General features: G+C 69.7%; 17 protein-coding genes. 8 read left to right on the top strand and 9 right to left on the bottom strand.

The features are described from left to right. Positions 1-84 precede the first annotated feature (84 nt). From ENN83_RS05010 to ENN83_RS04995, 4 genes are all read right to left on the bottom strand, one after another. Positions 85-1359 (bottom strand): bifunctional folylpolyglutamate synthase/dihydrofolate synthase, encoded by a 1275-nt coding sequence (locus ENN83_RS05010; RefSeq protein ID WP_287184762.1) that lies wholly within the window; start codon positions 1357-1359, stop codon positions 85-87. Next, entirely contained in the window at positions 1356-2351 is a 996-nt protein-coding gene (accD, locus tag ENN83_RS05005) for an acetyl-CoA carboxylase, carboxyltransferase subunit beta (RefSeq protein WP_287184760.1), read from the bottom strand. Before accD ends, ENN83_RS05010 begins: the two co-directional genes overlap by 4 nt. Before the next feature lie 76 nt (positions 2352-2427). Beyond that, positions 2428-3303: a CPBP family intramembrane glutamic endopeptidase gene (locus ENN83_RS05000; RefSeq protein ID WP_287184757.1), complete on the bottom strand. Its 876-nt coding sequence runs from the start codon at positions 3301-3303 to the stop codon at positions 2428-2430. Between the two features lie 63 nt (positions 3304-3366). Beyond that, entirely contained in the window at positions 3367-4251 is an 885-nt protein-coding gene (locus ENN83_RS04995) for a CPBP family intramembrane glutamic endopeptidase (protein ID WP_287184754.1), read from the bottom strand. Positions 4252-4364: 113 nt separating this feature from the next. Between ENN83_RS04995 and ilvD the strand changes: the two genes are divergently transcribed. The 6 genes from ilvD to ENN83_RS04965 all read left to right on the top strand — a co-directional run bounded on the left by ilvD (position 4365) and on the right by ENN83_RS04965 (position 11144). Continuing rightward, on the top strand, positions 4365-6098 hold the full coding sequence (gene ilvD / locus ENN83_RS04990; RefSeq protein ID WP_414707622.1) for a dihydroxy-acid dehydratase: 1734 nt from the start codon (positions 4365-4367) through the stop codon (positions 6096-6098). Positions 6099-6138: 40 nt separating this feature from the next. Further along, the gene (locus ENN83_RS04985; RefSeq protein ID WP_287184749.1) at positions 6139-6744 is read left to right on the top strand and encodes a hypothetical protein; all 606 of its coding nucleotides are present in this window, start codon (positions 6139-6141) and stop codon (positions 6742-6744) included. A 111-nt stretch (positions 6745-6855) separates the two neighbouring features. Beyond that, the gene (locus ENN83_RS04980) at positions 6856-7617 is read left to right on the top strand and encodes a DUF6478 family protein (RefSeq protein WP_287184746.1); all 762 of its coding nucleotides are present in this window, start codon (positions 6856-6858) and stop codon (positions 7615-7617) included. Continuing rightward, positions 7614-8021: a hypothetical protein gene (locus ENN83_RS04975; RefSeq protein WP_287184744.1), complete on the top strand. Its 408-nt coding sequence runs from the start codon at positions 7614-7616 to the stop codon at positions 8019-8021. Before ENN83_RS04980 ends, ENN83_RS04975 begins: the two co-directional genes overlap by 4 nt. Positions 8022-8080: 59 nt before the next feature. Continuing rightward, positions 8081-10096 (top strand): NADPH-dependent 2,4-dienoyl-CoA reductase, encoded by a 2016-nt coding sequence (locus ENN83_RS04970; protein ID WP_287184743.1) that lies wholly within the window; start codon positions 8081-8083, stop codon positions 10094-10096. 145 nt (positions 10097-10241) lie between these two features. Then, positions 10242-11144, top strand: a complete 903-nt coding sequence (locus ENN83_RS04965) for a LysR family transcriptional regulator (RefSeq protein ID WP_287184742.1) — start codon at positions 10242-10244, stop codon at positions 11142-11144. 15 nt (positions 11145-11159) lie between these two features. On the opposite strand, the gene ENN83_RS04960 is transcribed toward ENN83_RS04965, so the two are convergent. The 4 genes from ENN83_RS04960 to ENN83_RS04945 are packed head-to-tail and all read right to left on the bottom strand — an operon-like array spanning position 11160 to position 14102. Beyond that, a complete protein-coding gene (locus ENN83_RS04960; protein ID WP_287184741.1) occupies positions 11160-12074 on the bottom strand; it encodes an OmpA family protein in 915 nt (304 codons plus the stop codon). Continuing rightward, the gene (locus ENN83_RS04955; protein ID WP_287184739.1) at positions 12071-12646 is read right to left on the bottom strand and encodes a peroxidase-related enzyme; all 576 of its coding nucleotides are present in this window, start codon (positions 12644-12646) and stop codon (positions 12071-12073) included. Before ENN83_RS04955 ends, ENN83_RS04960 begins: the two co-directional genes overlap by 4 nt. Continuing rightward, positions 12643-13374, bottom strand: a complete 732-nt coding sequence (locus ENN83_RS04950; protein ID WP_287184736.1) for a GNAT family N-acetyltransferase — start codon at positions 13372-13374, stop codon at positions 12643-12645. Before ENN83_RS04950 ends, ENN83_RS04955 begins: the two co-directional genes overlap by 4 nt. Next, positions 13371-14102, bottom strand: coding sequence for a competence/damage-inducible protein A (locus tag ENN83_RS04945; RefSeq protein ID WP_287184733.1), 732 nt, complete (start codon positions 14100-14102; stop codon positions 13371-13373). Before ENN83_RS04945 ends, ENN83_RS04950 begins: the two co-directional genes overlap by 4 nt. Before the next feature lie 159 nt (positions 14103-14261). Between ENN83_RS04945 and map the strand changes: the two genes are divergently transcribed. After that, positions 14262-15134 carry a type I methionyl aminopeptidase gene (map, locus tag ENN83_RS04940; RefSeq protein WP_287184731.1) on the top strand — a complete coding sequence of 291 codons (873 nt, stop codon included), beginning with the start codon at positions 14262-14264 and terminating at the stop codon, positions 15132-15134. A gap of 75 nt (positions 15135-15209) precedes the next feature. Next, complete coding sequence (locus ENN83_RS04935; RefSeq protein WP_287184729.1) at positions 15210-16763, top strand: alpha/beta hydrolase family protein; 1554 nt, start codon at positions 15210-15212, stop codon at positions 16761-16763. Between the two features lie 66 nt (positions 16764-16829). Here the strand turns inward: ENN83_RS04935 and ENN83_RS04930 are convergent, their stop codons facing one another. After that, on the bottom strand, positions 16830-17531 hold the full coding sequence (locus tag ENN83_RS04930; RefSeq protein ID WP_287184765.1) for a DUF6635 family protein: 702 nt from the start codon (positions 17529-17531) through the stop codon (positions 16830-16832). Positions 17532-17557: the final 26 nt, after the last annotated feature.

Genomic DNA, 17557 nt, shown 5'->3' with positions numbered 1-17557 from the left:
GGCCTCCTTCACCAGTATGAATTCTGAATCACACAACGCACCGTATGGGAATCCTCTTTCGATTCAGAGAAAGCCTGAGCCGCTCTAGGAATTGTCGGTCAGCACCCGCCCGGCAAGGTAGAGCGAGCCGCAGATCAGGATCCGCGCGTTCGGCCGCGCGGCCGCGATGCGCGCCACGGCCTCGGCCACATCCAGGGCGGTCGTGGCGGGCAGGCCCGCCCTTGTGGCCGCGGCGGCGGTGGTTTCGGCGGGCAGGGTCGCGGCCTCGCCGGGGATCGAGACGGCGGTCAGGCTGTCGGCCAGGGCTGCCAGCGGCCGCATGAAGCCCGCGACATCCTTGGTGTCCAGCATGCCGCAGATCAGGTGCAGGGGCCGCGGCGGCAGGCGAGTCAGCGCCTCGGCCAGCGCGGCGCCCGCGGCGGGGTTGTGTCCGCCATCAAGCCAGAGTTCGGCGCGGCCCGCCGCATCGACCAGCGGGCCGTTGCGCAGCCGTTGCAGCCGGGCGGGCCAGTCGGCCTGCGTCAGCGCCGCCTCGCAGGCGGTCTCGTCCTGCCCGAGGGCGCGCAGCGCCGCGATCGCCATACCCGCATTCTGCACCTGATGGGCACCGATCAGCCGGGGCGGGGGCAGGTCCAGAAGCCCGCGCCCGTCCTGATAGACCAGCCGCCCGCGTTCCTCCCGGACATGCCAGTGCTGGCCATGGGCGAGGAGCGGGGCGCTGAGGCGGGCGGCCTGCGCCTCGATCACCGCGAGCGCGGATTCCTGCTGGGGGCCGACCACGCAGGGCACGCCGCGTTTCAGGATCCCGGCCTTTTCGGCGGCGATCTCGGGCAGGGTTTCGCCCAGATATTGCTGGTGGTCCAGATCGACCGGCGCGATCACCGTCAGCGCCGGACGCTCGATCACGTTGGTCGCATCCAGCCGCCCGCCAAGGCCGACCTCGAGCAGGCAGAAATCGGTCGGGTCACGCGCAAACGCGAGGAAGGCCGCGCAGGTGGTGATCTCGAAATAGGTGATGGGCTGCCCGCCATTGGCGCGCTCGCATTCGTCCAGCACGGCGGTCAGCGCGGCCTCGGGGATCAGCCCGTCCGACAGGCGGATTCGTTCGTGGAAGCGGGCGAGATGGGGCGAGGTGTAGGCCTGCACACGGTGCCCCGCGCCGGTCAGCCCCGCGCGGATCATGGCGAGAGTCGAGCCCTTGCCGTTGGTGCCCGCGACGTGGATCACCGGGGCAAGCCGCCGTTCGGGGTGGTCAAGCGCGGCCAGCAGCCGCCATACCCGGTCCAGCGTCAGGTCGATGATCTTGGGGTGCAGCGCCATCATCCGGGCGAGGAGCGCGTCGCTTGTGCCCCCGCTCACCCCTTGGTGCCCGCCTCGGGGGGGGCGGTATCGGGCGGCGCGGACCGGCGCGGCGGTTCGGCGTTCTCGGTATCCTCCTGCGCCGCGTTGGCCGGGCCATGGCTCAAGCTCGCGGGCGGGGGCAGGTCGGCGATCACCGCGGGCGGCAGGCCCATCAGCATCCGCGTGATGGTGATGAGTTCCTCGCGCAGCTTGCCGCGCGGCGTCACCCGGTCGAGCATGCCGTGTTCCAGCAGGTATTCGGCGCGCTGGAACCCCTCGGGCAGTTTCTCGCGGATCGTCTGTTCGATCACGCGCGGCCCGGCAAAGCAGATCAGCGCGTTCGGCTCGGCGATCTGGATATCGCCCAGCATCGCGTAGGAGGCGGTCACGCCGCCCGTGGTCGGGTGGGTGAGGACCACGATATAGGGCAGCCCGGCCTCTTTCAGCATCTGGATCGCGACGGTCGAGCGCGGCATCTGCATCAGGCTGAGGATGCCCTCCTGCATGCGGGCGCCGCCGGCGGCCGAGAACAGGATCAGCGGGCGGCGCAGTTCGAGCGCGCGCTGGGCGGCGGCGATGATCGCGTTGCCGACATACATGCCCATGGAGCCGCCCATGAAGCTGAAATCCTGCGCGGCGCAGATGACCGGGGTGCGCCCGATCTCGCCCTCGGCGACCAGCATCGCCTCTTTCTCGCCGGTGCCCTTCTGGGCGGCCTTCATGCGGTCGGGGTATTTCTTCTGGTCGCGGAAGCCCAGCGGGTCGGCCACCGGCACCGGCACCGCGACCTCGGTGAAGATGCCGCCGTCGAACAGCGTCAGGAACCGGTCGCGCGGCGTGATCCCCATGTGATGGCCGCAGGCGGTGCAGACATTCAGGTTGTCGCTGAGTTCGCGGTGGAACAGCATCGTTCCGCAGGCGTCGCATTTCGTCCAGAGGTTCTCGGGGATCTCGCGGCGCGAGAACAGCGAGTTAATCTTGGGCCGGACGTAGTTGTTGATCCAGTTCATGCGCGGGCCACCCTCGGAACGGTCTGGCCGTTCAGATAAGCCGCTGGGGCGGGAAATGCAATCGCGGCCCGACCTGTCAGATCAGTGCGCGCAACAACCGCCAGATTGCGAAGATCACCAGGATGTCGAGCCCCAGCGCCAGCGGCACCATCACCCGGTCCGACATCTCGAAAGGGGTGACGTAAAGCGCAAGCCCGGTGATCGTGCCCTTGACCGACACGATCAGCAACGCGCTGCAATTGTTCACGAAATGCCAGCCCATCGCGATGCCCAGGCTGCCCGAGCGTTCGGTCAGGTCGGCGGCGGCCAGCGCGAAGGCGAGGATCGCGACCATGATGACCCAGGCATTGGACCCCGCCATCGTGTTGAAATGCAGCGCGGTGAAGATCAGCGCAGGCAGGCCCATCCAGACCACGCGGGCGGCAAAGCGCGCGGCAAGCTGCTGCTGCAGATAGCCGCGGAACAGCAATTCCTCGGATCCGGTCTGGATGAGCACCAGCACCAGCGCGAAGGGCAGCAGGCGCAGCCACTGGTCCGGCGGCAGGCCCGCGTCGGGCGACACGACCAGCCGCCCGATCGCGAACAGCGCCGCATAGACCGGCACCAGCACCGCCAGCGACAGGAAGAAGCCGCGCATCCAGTCGCGCATCGGGCCGAACAGGGTTCCCGGTTCGCGGTAATGCAGCGCGGGCGTGGCGATCAGCACGCCCAGCCCCATACCGATGAAGCTGGCCAGCACGAACAGGGTCTGTCCGGGCGTGGCGGGGGCCATGATCCCCTGCATCCAGCCGAAATAGGCCAGTGGCCCCAGCACCGGGTAGGCGCCCACCAGCAACAGCGCGAAACAGCCCGCATAGATCAGCGCGATCACGCCGAGCGCGACGAAGACCCGCCAGAGTTCGGGGTAAAGCCGCGCGGGCTCGACATAGGCCTCGAAAAGGGGGGATCGCATGGGCTCTCGGGGTTGCGGCGGCATGTTGCGGGCAAGCTAGCGCGCGGGCGCCGGGGCTTCAACTCAGACGCGCAGGGCCACCCGTGCGGCCAGCCAGGACAGGCCCAGAACCCCCAGTTCGATCAGGAACATCGGCCCGAGCGCCGGGTCGTCGGGGGCGAAGGGAAAAGTATAGAGCGCCAGCCCCGAGACCGGCCCGGGCCGCGCCACGATCAGGATCGCGACCGCGTTGTTGGCGAAATGCAGCGCGATGGCCGGGCCCAGCGTGCCGCTGCGCGCGGTCAGATCCGCGGCCGCCACCGCGAACAGCCCCGCCCAGGCCGTCAGGGCCAGCGCATTGCCGCCCGCCACCCCCGGTTGGTAATGACCCAGCGCGAAGAGCGCCGCGGGCAGGCCGATCCAGATCAGCGGGCTGCGGAAACGCGCGGCAAGCTGTTGTTGCAGATAGCCGCGGAACAGCAATTCCTCGGCGCCCACCTGCACCAGTACCAGACCCACCGCCAGCGGCAGCAGGATCAGCCAGCGCCCCGGATCGAGGTTCGGTTGCAGGTCGTCGCCCATGGGCAAGGCCACCCACAACACCGCGTAAAGCAGCGCCAGCGCGCCCAGCACGCGGAGGAAACCCGCGGCGGCGCGCCTCGGCGGGCCGGTCAGCGATATCAGCCCGCGGCCGTGGAAGGTGCTGGCCGCAACCAGCGTGCCGATCCCGAGGAACACGAAGGAGGCCAGCAGCCACAGCGCATTCGCCGCCGTCAGCGTGGTGCCGAACACGCCCGCGAAGGCCGAATCCGCGAAGGCCGTGCCGCGCAGCGCCGCGACCAGCCCGTAGGCCGCGTAGATCATCCCGATATGGATCGCGACGGCCGTCAGCATGCCGACGGCCAGGCGCCAGAGCTGGGGCCGGGCGCGGGCCGCGCGGGTCAAAGCGTGATGGGGTCGGTAATCCATGGTGCCCCGGTCCATTGCCGGTCGAGACTAGACCGCCCCTGCCCGCCCATCAATCGCTTGTCTCCCCCTTCCGCGGGGTCTATTCCCAAGGGCGACACGACCCGAAGGAAGCCATGCCCATGCCCCCCATCGACAAGTCCCGCCTGCCCAGCCGCCACGTCACCGAAGGCCCGTCGCGCGCGCCGCATCGGTCCTATTACTACGCGATGGGCATCTCCGAGGCCGAGATCCACCAGCCGTTTGTCGGCGTCGCGACCTGCTGGAACGAGGCCGCGCCCTGCAATATCGCGCTGAACCGGCAGGCCCAGGCGGTCAAGATGGGCGTCAAGGAGGCGCATGGCACCCCGCGCGAGTTCACCACGATCACCGTGACCGACGGCATCGCGATGGGCCATGAGGGGATGCGCTCGTCGCTGGCCTCGCGCGAGGCGATCGCCGACACCGTGGAACTGACGATGCGCGGGCATTGCTATGACGCGCTGGTGGGGCTGGCGGGCTGCGACAAGAGCTTGCCGGGGATGATGATGGCGATGGTGCGGCTGAACGTGCCGTCGGTCTTCATCTATGGCGGCTCGATCCTGCCCGGTCGGCACGAGGGGCGCGACGTCACCGTGCAGGACGTGTTCGAGGCGGTGGGCCAGAACCAGGCCGGCAACATGGCCGAAGAGGCGCTGATCGCGCTGGAAAAGGTGGCCTGCCCGTCCGCGGGGGCCTGCGGCGGCCAGTTCACGGCAAACACCATGGCCTGCGTCTCCGAAGCCATCGGACTTGCGCTGCCGAACTCCTCGGGGGCGCCCGCGCCCTATGAATCCCGCGATCAGTATTGCGAGGCCTCGGGCCGCGCGGTGATGCACCTGATCGAGAAGAATATCCGCGCCCGTGACATCGTCACCCGCAAGGCGCTGGAGAATGCCGCGCGGGTGGTGGCCTGCACCGGGGGCTCGACCAATGCCGGGCTGCACCTGCCCGCCATCGCGCATGAGGCGGGGATCGACTTCGACCTCTTCGACGTCTGCGACATCTTCCGCGACACGCCCTATTTCGTCGATCTGAAACCGGGCGGCCGATATGTCGCCAAGGACCTTTACGAGGCGGGCGGCGTGCCGGTCGTGATGAAGGAACTGCGCAAGGCGGGCCTGATCCACGAGGACTGCCTGACCGTCACCGGCCGCACCATCGGCGAGGAAATCGACATGGTCACGCGCGAGGCCGATGGCCGCGTGATCTGTCCCGTCTCGGCCCCGATCACGCCGACAGGCGGGGTTGTCGGGCTGAAGGGCAACCTTGCCCCCGACGGGGCCATCGTCAAGGTCGCCGGGATGGAGGCCGATCAGCAGGTCTTTACCGGCCCGGCCCGCGTCTTCGAATGCGAAGAGGACGCCTTCGAGGCGGTCAAGGCGCGCAGTTACAAGGAAGGCGAGGTTCTGGTCATCCGCAACGAGGGCCCCGCAGGCGGCCCGGGCATGCGCGAGATGCTGGCGACCACCGCGGCGCTGTCGGGACAGGGCATGGGCAAGAAGGTGGCGCTGATCACCGACGGGCGTTTCTCGGGCGCGACGCGGGGTTTCTGCGTCGGCCATGTCGGCCCCGAGGCGGCGCATGGCGGGCCGATCGCGTTGCTGAAGGATGGCGACATGATCACCATCGACGCCATCAAGGGCGAGTTGTCGGTCGCGCTGTCGGACGAGGACCTGGCCGCGCGCAAGGCCGCGTGGACGGGGCCGCGCGAGACGATCTATGCCTCGGGCGCGCTGTGGAAATATGCCCGGCTCGTGGGTCACACCCGCAAGGGGGCGGTCACCCATCCCGGCGCCGCCGACGAGAAGCATGTCTACATGGATCTCTGATCCGGCCCGCAGCGTTTTCGCCCGTTCCGGCCGGCTCCTGATGGCCGCCCTTGCGGCGCTTGCGCTGGCGGGATGTCTGGACGGGGCGGGGCGTGCCGCGCCGCAGGCGGTCGCCGTGGCGGGCGGCAGCGTGGCCATTGCCGGGCCGTCCGGTTATTGCGTCGATACCGCCGCCACGCACGACGGCGAGCAGGGGGCCTTTGTCCTGCTGGGCGGTTGCGCGGCCCTGTCCGGGGCACCCGACGCCCCCTCCCCCGTGAGAAACGCGCTGCTGACCGCCTCGGTCGCCGCAAATCCCGGCCCGGGCGGCCGCCCGGACGACCGCGCCGTGATGCTGTCGCGGTTCTTCGAGGCCGAGGAGGGCCGCGCCGCGCTGGCCCGTGACGGGAATGCGGCCAGCGTCACGGTGATGCAGACATTCGAGCGTGACGGGGTGTTCGTGCTGCGCGCCCGCGACCGCAGTGCGGGGCTGGCGCCGGGGCTGCGCGACGAATACTGGCGGGCGATCTTCGAGGTGAACGGGCGGATCGTGACCGCCTCGGTCATCGGCTTTGCGGACGCGCCCCTGGACGAGGAGGCGGCGCTGGCGCTGCTGCTGGAGTTTGCCGCCCGGATCCGCGCGGCCAGCCCGGGCCCCGAGGACTGACCCGCCCGAATGCGGCGGATTTTCGGCTTTTTCGGCCCCGGCGTTTACCGCAAGGAAACCGCCGCAGGGTTCCTGTGGGCGGGTCGGTAACCCGCAAAGCCTTGGTCAACGATGTTTGGTCCCTCCGTCTCTCTGGTCGACAGTTTGCTGTTTCGCCATGCGCTGGCCGCATGGGGGCGGGCGGCCGAGCGCGCGGAGGATCTGGATCTTGCCGGATTGCGGCCGCTGCGGGCGCGCGCCGCCGCGCTGCGGCTCCGGCTGGACCGGGTGATCCATGCCGCGGATCGGCGGCTTGCCCGGCCCCCCGCCGGGACAGGGGGCGCGCGCCGTCCGCTGGGCTGTGACTGGGACTGGCGGCCCGCGATGTTCTGCGGCCCGCTGGATCCGCCGGGCGTCGCGGCACCTGTCAGCGGCACCGCCTTCACGGCCGAGGCGCGGGTGTTCCACGATTGTCCCCATGCCGAGCTGGGCCTGCGCCGGATCACCGGACCTGCCGCGCCGCATGGGCTGTGCATCGAGGTGTTCCGCTTTGCCGGCAGCTTCCTGTCGCTGGCCATCGACCTGCCGCAGGCGGCGGCGGATGGGCTGGGCCGCCGCCACCTGATCCGGCTGGACAGCGTGATCGAGACCGAGCGGCCGCTGCCGATCTTTGCCCGCCTCAATATCTGCCACGGCCCGGACTTTGCGCAGCTTGTCCGCGCGATCCCCCCTGATGGCCCTGCGACGGTGGTCGAGTTCGACCTTGCGCTGACCGGGATCGACGCGCGGGGGGTGGGGCGGATGTGGCTGGACCTGATCTTCGAGGCGCCGCAGATGAACCGCATCACGCTGGGCGACATGGTGCTTAGCCGCCGCCCGAGGGCAGAGCCATGATGCATCTGCGCCCCCCGGCCCCGATGCGGCTGACCCCCACCCGGCTGCAGGCGGGGATATGGGAGGGGGTGCTTGAGGCTGGCCCTGCCGCTGTCCCGCCCGATATCGAGGCGCTGCATCAGGGCCGTCCGCTGCCCGGCCTGCGCCTGACCCCCGATCCCGGCCGCCCCGGCCGCTATGGGCTGGCCCTGCCGATCCCGGCGGAGATCCTGTCCGATGGCGTCCAGACCTGCATGATTCGCGACCGGGCGACCGGCGCCATACTGGCCAGTTTCGCGATCCTCGCGGGCCAGCCGCTGGATCACGACCTGCGCGCCGAGATCGAGCTGTTGCGCGCCGAGCTTGACCTGCTCAAACGCGCCTTCCGCGCACATTGCGTCGAGGCCACATCGCCGCCCGGCTGACGCAGGGTCCCACGTGACAGCGCGCCGCCGCCGCGCCACTCTCGCACGGGGAGGACCGCATGACCGATTTTCCGCATCTTCTGGCCCCGCTCGATCTGGGTTTCGTGACGCTGGGAAACCGCGTGCTGATGGGCTCGATGCATACCGGGCTGGAGGAACGCGGCGACTGGGACAGGGTGGCCGAGTTCTACGCCTTGCGCGCCCGGGGCGGGGCCGGGCTGATCGTGACCGGCGGCATGGCCCCCAATCCCGAGGGCGGCGTCTTTCCCGGCGCGGCGGGGCTTTATACGCCCGAGGCTATCGCCAACCACCGCCGGGTGACGGACAGGGTGCATGACGCGGGCGGGCGGATCGCGATGCAGATCCTGCATGCGGGCCGCTATGCCTATGGTCCCGATTGCGTCGCCCCCAGCCCGATCAAGTGGCCGATCTCACCCTTTGCGCCCCGCGAACTGGACGAGGCGGGGATCGAGAAACAGATCGCCGACATCGCCACCGCGGCGGCCCGCGCGCGCGAAGCGGGCTATGACGGGGTCGAGGTGATGGGGTCGGAGGGGTATTTCCTGAACCAGTTCCTTGTCACCCACACCAACCGGCGCAGCGACCGCTGGGGCGGGTCCTACGAGAACCGGATGCGCCTGCCGCTGGAGGTGGTGGCCCGGGTGCGCGCGGCGGTCGGCGCCGATTTCATCCTGATCTACCGGCTGTCGATGATCGACCTTGTCCCCGATGGGTCCAGTTTCGACGAGGTGGTGGACCTGGCGCAGCGCATCGAACAGGCGGGCGCCACGATCCTGAACACCGGCATCGGCTGGCACGAGGCGCGCGTGCCGACCGTCGCGACCTCGGTGCCGCGCGCGGGATTCGCCTGGGTCACGCGGAAGCTGATGGGAAGGGTGGGGATCCCGGTGATCACCTCGAACCGGATCAACACGCCCGAAACCGCCGAGGCGCTGCTTGCCGAGGGCGTGGCTGACATGGTCTCGATGGCGCGGCCCTGGCTGGCGGATGCCGAGTTCGTCGCCAAGGCCGCGACGGGCCGCGCCGACCAGATCGCGCCCTGCATCGCCTGCAACCAGGCTTGTCTCGATCACACCTTTTCGGGCAAGGTCGCAAGCTGCCTTGTCAATCCGCGCGCCTGTTTCGAGACAGAACTGCGCTATGCGCCGACCGACCGTCCGAAGCGCATTGCCGTGGTGGGGGCCGGACCTGCCGGGCTGTCGGCGGCGCTGGTGGCGGCCGAGCGGGGGCATCATGTCACGCTTTACGAGCAATCGGACCGGATCGGCGGGCAGTTGACCCTTGCCGCCCGCATCCCCGGCAAGGAGGAATTCCGGGGGCTACTGGCCTGGTATCGCCGGATGCTGGAGCTGCACCGCGTCGATCTGCGCCTGTCGACCGCGCCCGACGCCGCCGCGCTGTCCGGGTTCGACGAGACCATCCTTGCCACCGGCGTCCTGCCGCGCGATCCGGGGCTTCCCGGTCAGGATCTGCCCCATGTGCTGGGCTATGCGGATGTGCTGGCCGGGGCCGCCCCGGTCGGTCCGCGTGTCGCCATCGTGGGGGCGGGCGGCATCGGGTTCGATGTGGCCGAGTTCCTTGTGACGGGCGACAGCCCCACCCTGCATCCCGAGGAATGGCGTGCCGAATGGGGCGTGGCCGACCCGGCGGAGCATCGCGGCGGGCTGGCCCCCGATGGACCGCGCCCCGCACCGCCGCTGCGTCAGGTGACGCTGATGCAGCGCAAGCCCGGTGCGCCCGGCAAGGGGCTGGGCAAGACCACGGGCTGGATCCACCGCGCCGCGCTGCGGATGAAGGGGGTGCGCATGCTGGGCGGCGTCGCCTATCGCCGGATCACCCGGGAGGGGATCGAGATCGTCGAGGAAGACAGCCCCCGCCTGATCGCTGCGGATACCGTCGTGCTGTGCGCCGGGCAGGAGCCCGAGCGCCGGCTGTCGGCCGCGCTGAGCGCCGCGGGCCTGGCCCATCACGTCATCGGCGGCGCGGATGTCGCGGCCGAGCTGGATGCCAAGCGCGCCATCGACCAGGGCGCAAGGCTTGCCGCCAGCCTTTGAGATCAACGCCTTGCGCGCCCGTCCGGGTTTCCCGGGGCGTGACGATGGCCCCATCATCCCAGTATTGTCGAGCGGCTTCCCAATTCCTGCCCGAATTGCGTTGGATTGTAACGGTCAGTGCGCGGGAGTGACCAAGGATGTTCCGATGGACCGACTGACCGAGATGGAGGCCTTTGCCACGGTGGTGGATCAGGGCGGCTTCACCGATGCCGCCAAGAAGATGGGGATCTCCAAATCCACCGTGTCCAAGCATGTCTCCTCGCTCGAGGCGCGGCTGGGTGCGCGTCTGCTGAACCGCACCACCCGCCGCGTCAGCCCGACCGAGATCGGGTTGGCCTATTACGACCGGGCGCGACGGGTGCTGAACGATGCGGGCGAGGCCGATGCGCTGGTGACCTCGATGCAATCGGCGCCGTCGGGGCTGTTGCGGATTTCGGTCGCGACCGATTTCGGGGTCAATCACCTGTCGCCGCTGCTGGGCGATTTCCTGCTGCAATATCCCGACATCACCGTGAACATGGTGCTGAACAACCGCTATGTCGAACTGATCTCGGAAGGGTTCGACATGGCGATCCGGGTGGGCGAACTGGAAGACAGCACCTTGCGCGCCCGCAAGCTGGCCGAGACCGCCAGGCGGATGATCGGGTCGCCCGGCTATTTCCAGAAATTCGGGCGCCCGCAGAAGATCGACGATCTGAACGAGCACAAGCTGTTGCACTATTCCAACCAGGCCAGCGGCAATGTCTGGAAGATCACCGCGCCCTCGGGCGAAAAGCGGCAGGTGCGCACTGCGGGCTGGCTGACGGTGAATGACGGGCAGTCGCTGCTGAACGCGGCGATCTCGGGGCTTGGCATCGCCTATCTGCCGAGCTTCCTGTTCAGGGACGCGCTGGAAAAGGGTCTTGTCGAAGAGGCGATCCCCGGCCTGCCGGTCGAGAAGCTGGGGATTTACGCGGTCTATCCGCCGGGGCGCTTTACCCAGCCCAAGGTGCGCGCCTTCATCGACTTCCTTGTCGAACGCTTTTCGGGCGAGGATGCGGTCATCTGACCGGGCGCCGCCGCGCTATTCCAGCGCGGTGACGATCGCCTCGACCCGGCGGTTCTGCATCCGGCCCTCTTCGCTGCGGTTGCTGGCCACGGGGGCCAGAAAGCCCGCCCCGGCCGCGGTGACGCGGGCGGCGGGCACGCCCAGCCGCTCGACCAGATGGGCGCGGACCGCCTCGGCCCGGCGGCGCGAGAGCGCGATATTGCCCTCCAGCGCGCCCACCGCGTCGGTATGGCCGACCAGCATCAGCGTCAGCCCCGGATTGTCGGCCAGATACTGCGCCAGCGCCTGAAGCGAGGCGATATCGCCCCCGTTGAGCGTTGCCGCGCCGGTGTCGAAATCCAGATCGGGCAGGACCGCCCGGCCGTCGCGATCCAGCCGCGCGGCCAGATCGTCCCCGGCCTGCGGCGCCTCGGCCCGGGGGGCGGTCTCGGGCGCGGCGGCCGGGCGTATCCGCGTCACCTGCACAAAGCCCCGCGTGCTTGACCGGCTGACCATCAGCGTCGCGTATTCCGGCCCCGCCCGGGTCAGCCGCCGGGCCGAGAGAAAGCGGAAATCGCCCAGGTCCACATGCATCGCGGGCGCCGGCAGCGTGTCGGTGGCAAAGCGGAAATCGAACCCGCCGCAGGTCTCGGCCGCGCAGTCGAGGATCGGCAGGAACCCGTCGGCCAGCAGACGGTCGCGCAGGGGCGCGAGGATCTGCATCGTGGTCCGGCCGTCCAGCGATTCGTGCCAGGCCCGACGGGAGATCGCGCCCTCGGCCACGATCACGGGCACATGGGTGCCATCGTATCCGCCCACCGGGACCGCGACCGTGCCGAGGGCCACCTGCTCTTCCGCGGTCGCGGTCGCGCCCTCGGGTGGGGCCAGCGCCGCAACCGCGCCCGGGGCGAGCAGCGCCGCCAGAACCACTGCCAGACCGTGAAATCTCATCTATGGGCGCCGTGATAGGCCGGGTTCGGCTCCATCCCGCTGGCCGAGGCGATCCGGTTCGACATGTTGAAGAGGCCCGCGACCGCCGCGATGTCCCAGATGTCCCGGTCACTGAAGCCCTGATCGCGCAGGGCCTGGCGGTCGGAGTCCTCGATCCTGTGGCTGTCCTCGGTCAGTTTCGCGGCGAAATCCAGCATCGCGCGTTGACGGGCGTCCAGCTTCGCGGTGCGGTAGTTCATCACCATCGCCTCGCCCAGCGCCGGATCGCCCGACAGCTCGCGCACCGCCGCGCCATGGGCGACCTGGCAATGCCAGCAGCGGTTGATCGACGAGACTACCACCGCGATCATCTCGCGTCCCAGCTTGCTCAGCCCGCTGGGTCCCAGCATCAGGTCGTTATACATCGCGGTGAAGGCGTTCAGCTTGGCGATGTCGAAGGCATAGGCGCGCAGCACATTGGGCACGAGGCCCAGCCTTTCGGCGCAGATGGCGAAATATTTCCGCGTCTCGGGCGGCAGCGGATCGACCGGCGGCAGGTCGAGGGCGGTGGAAAGGTCGCGGTCCTGGGTCACGGCTGGGGCATTGGCGTCGGTTTCATTCGGTAGTGATACTGTCCTACATCCCGCATCCCCAAGGAAGCATAGAGCGCGCGTGCCGCCGCATTCGCCTGGGTCACCAGCACGACGATCTGGTCCGCCCCCTGATCCTGTGCCCAAAGTGCTGCTGCCCGCATCATGTTGCGGGCCGTGCCCTGCCGCCGATGCCCCGGCGCCACGGCCATGGCATGCACGAAGCACAGCCCGTCATGGATCGCGGCAAAGCCCGCCCCGGCGGCGCGGTCGTTCTGGCGGCCCAGCAGGGCGGTTTTCGGCCCCGTGACCCGCGCCATGACCGCGCGCCGCGCGGCGCCGATGCCCAGCTCTGCCCACAGCTCGTCCATGATCGCCAGCGGTTCCCAGACGGTGAAGGCGGTCACCGGCGCGGGCGGTTCGGCGGCAAGCGTGGCCACCGGCGCGGCGAGCATCACCACCGGATCGACCACCGTGTAGCCATGCGCCGCCAGCAGCGCGTCCAGCACGTCCTCGCCCGGCCGCACCATGACCAGCGGCACCTGGTCCAGCGCCGCCATCGCGGCCTCGGCCTTGGCCAGATCGGCCCCGTTGACCGGCCCTTTCGCGCTGGCCGCCGAGACCCGGTTGCCGCCGCCTTGTCCCTCGCGGATGCGGAAGGGGCCGACCTGGGTCACGGAGGCGGGTGGCCAGGTGGCCTCCTGTGCCGCGAACAGCCGGGCGGGCGTCACGCGACCGCCTCGGGGAAGAGCGCCGACAACTGCCCCATGGCGGCGTCGATCCGGGCCCCGTCGGTGCCCCGGATCACCACATTCGTGCCATAGACCCCGTCCCGCACGAAGGGGTAGGATCCGATCGAGAGATCCGCGAATTCCTCGGCCAGTCCGCACAGCGCGCCCGCGATGTCGCCCTCGGCGCGTTGCAGCGTCAGGCTTTGCGACAGCAGCGCATCGCCCCCGGTCAGCGTCGGCAGCACGCCTGCCACCATCGCCTGAAAGATCGAGGGCACGCCCGCCATCACGCAGACATTGCCGATGCGAAAGCCGGGTGCTGCGGAAATCGGGTTCTCGATCAGGCTGGCGCCATCGGGGATCCGCGCCATCCTGAGCCGCGCCTCGTTCAGATCGCGCCCCATCCGGTCGCAATAGTCCTGCATCAGGGCGCGGGCATCCTCGCGCACGTCGATGCCGACGCCGAACGCCTTGGCCACTGCATCCGCGGTGATGTCGTCATGCGTCGGCCCGATGCCGCCCGAGGTGAAGACCGTGTCATGGCCCGCCCGCAGCGCGTTCAGCGCCTCGACGATGCGGGGTTCGATATCGGGCACGATCCGCACCTCGGCCAGCCTGATGCCGTGCTTGACCAGTTCGCCCGCCAGGAAATGCATGTTGGCATCGCGGGTCCGCCCCGAGAGGATCTCGTCGCCGATCACCAGCATCGCTGCCGTGGGATTGCCCATGCCTGCCCTCCTTTTCCGGCCTTCGACATCGGTATAGGAGCCTGCCTTGCGGTTTCAAAGCCCCCTCGCGCCCGGCGCGCCGGTCCGCCGCGATTGCACGCTCTGGCCTTTGGCGTCGCTGCGGCTTATCTTGCCGCGCGAGAAGCCGAGGAGAAGCCATTGGACGACAGATCGCGCGACCGCCGCACCCGGGACAATATCCGCCTGTACCACCCCGAGGATTTCGCCGGGATGCGCGCGGCTGGTCGGGTGGCGGCGGAGATTCTGGACGAGATCGTGCCGCTGATCCAGCCCGGTCAGCGCACGGGCGAGATCGACCGCGTGATTACCGAACTGGTCGGGAAGAAGGGCGCGACCTCGGCCACGATCGGCTACAAGGGGTATCGGCACGCAAGCTGCATTTCGGTCAATCATGTCGTCTGCCATGGCATCCCCGGCGCCCCGATCCCGAAAAGCGGCACCGAGACGATCTCGAAGGACCTGGAAAAGCGCCGCGCCGACGATGTGCTGATGGATGGCGACATCCTGAATGTCGATGTGACCGTGATCGTGGATGGCTGGTATGGCGACTCCTCGCGGATGTATGTCGCAGGCAGGCTGGGCCGCAAGGCCGAGCGGCTGATCGAGGTCACCCATGACGCGCTGATGAAGGGGATCGAGGCTGTCCGCCCCGGCGCGACCTTCGGCGATATCGGCCACGCCATCCAGACCTTTGTCGAGGGGCACCGGATGAGCGTGGTGCGCGATTTCTGCGGCCATGGGCTGGGCCGGGTGTTCCATGCGCCGCCCAATGTGCTGCATTACGGCCAGCCCGGCACGGGCCCGAGGCTGGAAGAGGGGATGTTCTTTACCATCGAGCCGATGGTCAATCTGGGCCGCCCGGAAACCGCCGTTCTGGCCGATGACTGGACCGCGGTCACCCGCGACAGGATGCTGTCGGCGCAGTTCGAGCATTCCGTGGGGGTCACCGCCACGGGGGTCGAGATCTTCACCCTCTCGCCCGCCGGTCTCTTTCACCCCACCTATCGCTGAAGGCCGCCCCCTGTCCCGCGCCGATCCCGCCCTGGATCCTCGCCCCGCAGGACCGGCCGCAGGAGACAGCCCGCCATGATCCATGCCGACGCGCCGCATCACCGTCTTGCCTGGCGGCTGACGCCCGCCCGCTGGGCCGTGGCGATCCTGTCCGTCCTGGCCATCGTCCTTTCGGTCTGGCACCTGGAATCCGAACGCGCGGGCATCCTGATCGAGCCCGTGCCCGGCACCGGCAGCACGCCCGCCACGGTCTACCGGCTGCCCGACAGCGGCCCGGCGCCGGTGGTCATCGTCTCGCACGGGTTTGCCGGATCCCGGCAGCTGATGCAGGCAAGTTCGTTGACGCTGGCCCGCGCGGGCTATGCCGTGGTCGCCTTCGACTATGAAGGGCATGGCCGCAACCCGGTGCCGATGTCGGGCGATCTGGACAGCCCCGAGGGCACCGCGCTGCTGCTGATGGCCGAGACCGGGCGGGTGATCGACGCCGCCCTTGCCCAGCCCTGGGCCGACGGGCGGGTAGCGATCATGGGTCATTCCATGGGCAGCTATATCGCGATCCGGCAGGCGGTGGTCGATGACCGGCTGGCCGCCACGGTCGGGGTGTCGATGTCCAACGATTCGATTACGCCGAGCGAACCGCGCAACCTGCTGATGATCCAGGGCGCGTGGGAGGGGCGGCTGATCCCCGATGCGCGCGCGGCGCTGGCGCTGGCCGATCCCGACGCCGAATTCGGTGACACCGTGGGCGATCCGGCGCTTGGCACGGCCCGCCGCGCGGTGCTGGCGCCCAATGTCGAGCATGTCGGCGTGATCTGGTCGCCCGCGATGATCGAGGAGACCCGCGCCTGGCTGGATGCCACCTTCGGGCGGCAGAGCGACGGGCCGGCGGCGCGGATGGGCGGCTGGATCGCGCTGCTGCTGAGCGGCATCGTCGCGCTGGCCTGGCCGCTGGCGCGGTTGCGCGAAAAGACCCATGAGCCGCGCCCCGAACCGCTGTCGCGCAACCGCTTCCTGGTGGTGGCGCTGTTGCCCGCGCTTGTCGTGCCGCTTGCGCTTTCGCCGGTCGAGACGCAACTTTTCCCGGTGCTGGTGGCCGAATATCTTGCGCTGCATTTCGCCGCCTATGGCGCGCTGGCGCTGGCGCTTTTGTGGTGGTGGGGCGAGTTGCGCTGGCCCGGCCGGGCCGAGGCGGGGCGTATCCTGATGCTGGCCGGGCTGGTGGCCTTTTACGGCATCTGCGTCTTCGGGCTGGCGATGGATCGCTATGTCACCAGTTTCTATCCGATCTCGATCCGGCTTGCGATCATCGCGGCGATGGCGCTGGGCACCGTGCCCTACATGCTGTCGGATGCGCTGATGGTCGAGGGCGGGCGCGCGCCGCTCTGGCGCAGCCTGACCGCGCGCGGGGCCTTCCTGATCTCGCTGGGGATTGCCACCGCGCTGGATTTCGAGCGGCTGTTCTTCCTGCTGGTGATCCTGCCGGTGGTGCTGCTGTTCTTCCTGCTGTTCGGGATGATGGGCGGCTGGATCGGCCGGGCCACGGCGCGGCCTGCGGGGGCGGGCATCGGGCTGGGCGTGTTCCTGGCCTGGGCGCTGGGCGTGACCTTCCCGATGTTCCAGGCGGTCTGAGCACGCGCCCGCATCCGCCGTTGCGGTTTGGGTATTTTCGCCAAGAAGAAGACAGGGCGCGGGGCCTCAGCCCGACATGGCCCGCAGCGCGGCCAGTCCCGAATCGGAGAGGTCAAGCAGCCGGGCGAGGTAATGTTCGCGTGCGGCGAAGCCACGCTCGCCGGTGCCCGCAAAGGCATCCTCCATCGCGTCGATCAGCCGGTTCAGGCGGCGCTCATGCAGCCCCGGCGCCGCCTGGACCGGGTCGGCGATAACGCCAGCAAAGGCCGCGGCCAGTGCGCCCGAGGCGAACAGCCCGAGCGCCACGCCCGCCATCAGCAGGGGCGAGGCGGCGGCCGGGACCAGGCCGTACCAGGCCGACCCCATCAGCCCGCCCAGCGGAAAGGCGGCAATCGCGGCCTGCTGCGCGAGCACCGCGGCCAGCCCCGGCGCCAACGACAGCATGCCCGGCGTCAGCGCGTGGAACGCGAAAGCCCCCGCCCCGAGCGCGCCCAGCGCGGTCGTCACCTCGGCCATCGCGCTCCGCGTGCCGCCATATTCCGACAGCGCCCCGGCGCCCAGCCGCGCCAGCACCAGCACCGGCAAGAGCAGCATGTTGGCCGGGGCCCTGAGGATGCCCCAGCCCAGCGCGTGGCGGTGCAGCGCCACCGTGCCGCGCAGGCTGAATCGTTCCCGCACGAAACCCGGCACCCGCGCGCGGCGCTGGACGAAATAGGCGCGGGCGGCGGCGATCAGCGCGGCATCCGTTTCCCCCGTCGGCCCCGCCATGCCCTGGTCCGGGCCGGGGTTCCGGC

Origin of the sequence: Rhodovulum sp. (assembly GCF_011048875.1) — a bacterium.
Lineage (GTDB): Bacteria > Pseudomonadota > Alphaproteobacteria > Rhodobacterales > Rhodobacteraceae > Rhodovulum > Rhodovulum tesquicola.
Note: the sequence above shows the minus strand (reverse complement) of the source record. Positions and strands in the feature narration are given on the sequence as shown.